The organism is Mycobacterium sp., from assembly GCF_035314905.1.
GTDB lineage: Bacteria > Actinomycetota > Actinomycetes > Mycobacteriales > Mycobacteriaceae > Mycobacterium.
In genome coordinates this window covers 1-4253 of the sequence record NZ_DATFYW010000225.1, presented here as the reverse complement: position 1 = coordinate 4253, position 4253 = coordinate 1, and the positions used below count along the sequence as shown (strand labels likewise).

Genomic DNA, 4253 nt, shown 5'->3' with positions numbered 1-4253 from the left:
CGACCGAAGAAGACGGCGGGGCATCCGAACCGGCCCGCGGCGGCCTGCGCAACCGCCGGCCCGCCAAGACGGGCACGTCCCGCTGGCGGCGGCTGCGCGGCGGCGTGGCTGTCGAGGACTGAGCGACGCGCGCCACTTTTGCGGGCCGGGCCGCCGCGGCGGCATCGGTGGTGGGCCTGGTGCTCACGGCGTGCGGCGGCAAGACCGCAGGCCCGTGGACGAACTTTCCGCCATCCGCGGGCCGCGGGCCGTGCGCGGTTGTCGAGCAGCCCAATGTCGCCGCGCACATGCGGGACGGCACGATCCTGCGGGCCGATGTCTACCGGCCGAGGACCTCTCAACCGGTGCCCGTGATCTTGATGCGCACGCAGTACGGGAAGAACGACGCCCAGGTTGACCCGCCGCGCTACCAACCGCCCGACTGGTTCGCATCACACTGCTATCTCGTTGTGGTGCAAGATATTCGGGGCCAGGGCGAGTCCGACGGAACCTTCAGCGAGTTCACGCACGACGAAGACGACGGCTACGACTCCGTCGAGTGGGCGGCCGCGCTGCCGGGATCCAACGGCAAGGTCGGCATGTACGGCTCGTCCTACGTCGGCGCCACCCAATGGCTGGCCGCGGTGACCGCCCCGCCTCATCTCGTCACGATCGTGCCCGCCAACACCGCGTCGGACTACTACGACGGATGGACCTACGAAGGCGGCGAGTTCCGGCTCGCGTTCGTGCTGCCCTGGGCGATCGGGATCGCTACCACCGCGGCGGCGAACCGGCACGACGACGGCGCCGCCCAGCAGCTGAGCGCGGCCGCCGCCGACCCGACGCGGTGGCTGAATTTCCGCCCCTACAAAGACCTTCCGCCGATGCAGCCCGGTAATCCCACCGTCGCGCCGTGGTACTTCGACTGGATTGCCCACCGGGTGCGCGACGACTTCTGGAAAAAGTGGAGCATCCGCGACCGCTACGCCGCGGTGAAGGTGCCGGTGCTCGACTTCGAGGGGTGGTACGACGCGTTCCTGGCCGGCGGTGTCGAGAACTTCGCCGGCATGGCCGCCCATGGCGCCACCCCCGACGCGAGGCTGAACCAGCGACTGGTGATCGGGCCCTGGGACCACGTGAACTGGGGCCGCGAAAACTCCACCCCCGCTCCGTTACTCAAAGATATCGGCAGGATCGGCGACAGCCCCATCAACGATCTGATGCTGGCCTGGTACGACCACTTCCTCAAGGGTGTGGACAACGGCGTCGCCGGTAAGCCCCGGGTGGACTACTTCCTGATGGGGGCCAACACATGGAAAACCTCGACGGGCTGGCCACTGCCGCAGACCCGATGGACGCGCTACTACCTGGCCGGCGCCGGTGGCGCCGCCACGCGGACCGGCACGCTGACGACGACGCCGGCCGCCCCGAGCCAGGCCCCCGACACCTACACCTACGATCCGGCGAACCCGGCGCCCAGCCTCGGCGGCCATTCCTGCTGCGGCGCCCAGAGCGGTCCGCAGGGCCCCTACGACCAGACGCCCGCCGAGCAACGTTCCGACGTGCTCGTCTACACCAGCGATCCACTGAAAGCCGACACCGAGATCACCGGCCCGACGACCGTCGACCTCTGGGCCGCGTCGTCGGCCCCCGACACCGACTTCACCGCGAAACTCGCCGTCTTGAGGCCGGACGGGCACGTCATCAACCTCAACAACGGCATCCTTCGCGCCGCCTTCCGTGACTCGCTGTCGGATCCGCAACCGATCACCGTCGGCCAGCCCACCGAATACCGGATCGCGGTCTGGCCGACCAGCTACCTGTTCCGGCCGGGCGACCGGGTCCGCGTCGAAGTCTCCAGCAGCGACTATCCGCAGTTCGCGCCGAACCCGAACACCGGCGCGCCGTTCGGCCAGACAGCGGAGGCGGCGTCGGCCACCCAGACGATCTTCCACGACGCCGCGCACCCGTCGGCCGTCGTGCTTCCGGTGATTCCCGGTTGACCGCATCGCCCCCTATGCTGAGCGAGTGCCAAACACTCCTCCTTATCGGGTCGTCCAGTGGACGACCGGCAATGTCGGGAAAAGCTCGGTGCAGGCGATCGCCGCGAACCCGAACTATGAACTCGTCGGCTGTTACGCCTTCTCTGCGGACAAGCTCGGCCGCGACGCCGGCGAGCTGGCCGGCATCGCGCCACTCGGCGTTGCCGCCACGAACGACATCGACGCACTGCTGTCCGCGAAACCGGATTGCGTGGTCTACAACCCGATGTGGATCAACATCGACGAACTGGAGCGCATCCTGTCCGCCGGCGTCAACGTCGTGTCGACGGCCTCGTTCATCACGGGTCACAACCTCGGCACCGGCCGCGATCGCATCGTCGCGGCCTGCGAGGTCGGCGGCTCGACGATGTTCGGTTCGGGCATCAGCCCGGGCTTCGCCGAGCTGATGGCCATCGTGTCGTCGACGGTCTGCGACCGCATCGACAAGGTCACGGTCAAAGAGGCCGCGGACACCACGTTCTACGACTCACCGGAAACCGAGTTGCCGGTCGGTTTCGGCAAGCCGATCGACCACCCCGACCTGCAGGCGATGACGGAGGCCGGCACGGGCGTCTTCGGGGAGGCGGTGCGGATGGTCGCCGACGCCCTCGGCGTCGAACTCGACGAGGTGCGCTGCGACGCCGAATACGCCCAGACCACCGCCGACCTCGACCTCGGATCGTGGACGATCCCGGCCGGATGCGTCGCTGGTGTCTATGCGAGCTGGAAGGGACTGGTCGGGGCAAAGACGGTCGTCGAACTCACCGTGCGATGGCGCAAGGGCCAGACGCTCGAGCCGGATTGGAAGATCGAGCAAGACGGCTGGGTCATCCAGGTCGATGGCCGGCCGACCGTGACGACCAAGGTCGGCTTCCTGCCGCCGCCGGACTTTGCGGCCGAAACGATCGCCGACTTCATGACGCTCGGTCACATCATGACGGCGATGCCCGTCATCAACGCGATCCCGGCCGTCGTCGCCGCCGCACCGGGCATCCTGACGTACAACGACCTGCCGCTGACGCTTCCCCGCGGCGTCGTCGCGACGGGTTAGCGCCGGCCCGCCGCGCGCCTCTTCGGTGCGGCGCTTTGCCGACCCGGCTCACGGTACGGCGCGCCATACCGCGGCACCTCGAGGGCGCCGGTGTGGCGCGCGGCCGTGATCGCACTGCGCATGGGTCGAGCCAGGGCCGCGAACGAGGCCATGTCGAGAATCATCGGCGTCAGGAGCCGGTTGTGTACGTAGGCGAACGCGCTGCCGGTCTCCGGATCGGCCCACCCGAGGGTCCCGCCCAGGCCGATGTGGCCGAATCCCTTGAGTAGTCCAGGAATCGGCGATTCGTGGTAGCCCAAGTGGAACGGCATCGGCACAACCATGTTCAGGTCGGGCAGCACCCTGGGCCTGCCCGCCAAGCCGCGCGCCAACTCGGGTGACAGAAACTGTCGGCCGTCGATGCTGCCGCCGTTGGCGAGCGCCGCGTACATCTTGGCGAGGCCACGGCCGGTGACGACGCCGTTCGCGGCGGGGATCTCGCCGTCGAGGAAAGGGATGTCGCCCTGCACGAAGGATTTGATCCCCGGAAAGTACATCGAACCGAAGGCGCCGGAGAATGGCAGGCCGGCGACTTTGGGTGCGATGAAGTCGAACAGGGGATTCGGCCGCGTGCTCTGCGGCGCGAGGATCTGCGCCACCGTGGTCGGGGCGCCGGGGGCCGGGCGGCCGAGGTACAGGCCGTCGGTGTCGAGCGGACGCGCGATCTCGGCGCGGATCAGGTCACGCATGCCCATGCCGGTCACCGCCCGGGCCAGACCCGACATCAGCCAGCCCAGGGTCAGGGCGTGATAGGCCGGGAACCCGCGCAGGTGATCGACGGGCGCGGCGGCAAGGCGCTCCTCCATCAGGACGTGATCCATCAGCTCCGTCTTGCTGACACCCTTGAGGTGCGACAGCCCGGACCGATGGCGCAGCACATCGCGGACCGTGATCTCGGCCTTCCCGTTGGCGCCGAACTCCGGCCAATACTCGGCGACGGGAACGTCGTAGACCAGCAGCCCGCGGTCGACGAGCCGATGGATGACCGTCGCCGCGATTCCCTTCGTCGCCGAGAAAACCATCGCGCCGGTGTCGGCCGTCCAGTGCACCTCGCCGGCCCGGTCCGACCAGCCGGTCCACACGTCGACGACCGGCCGGCCGTCGATGTACACGCAGAGCGCGCCGCCACCGAAGCGGCGGCC

General features: G+C 68.9%; 3 protein-coding genes. 2 read left to right on the top strand and 1 reads right to left on the bottom strand.

Translation table 11 applies throughout. The annotated features are described in order from the left end of the window. Nucleotides 1–287: 287 nt before the first annotated feature. Nucleotides 288–1982 carry a CocE/NonD family hydrolase gene (locus tag VKG81_RS19820; RefSeq protein WP_324398435.1) on the top strand — a complete coding sequence of 565 codons (1695 nt, stop codon included), beginning with the start codon at nucleotides 288–290 and terminating at the stop codon, nucleotides 1980–1982. A gap of 25 nt (nucleotides 1983–2007) precedes the next feature. Beyond that, nucleotides 2008–3072, top strand: a complete 1065-nt coding sequence (locus tag VKG81_RS19815; RefSeq protein ID WP_324398434.1) for a dihydrodipicolinate reductase — start codon at nucleotides 2008–2010, stop codon at nucleotides 3070–3072. On the opposite strand, the gene VKG81_RS19810 is transcribed toward VKG81_RS19815, so the two are convergent. Continuing rightward, nucleotides 3069–4253: serine hydrolase domain-containing protein (locus VKG81_RS19810; RefSeq protein WP_324398433.1), on the bottom strand; the 1185-nt coding region annotated here is incomplete at its 5' end. The two genes, VKG81_RS19815 and VKG81_RS19810, sit on opposite strands and share 4 nt — an antisense overlap.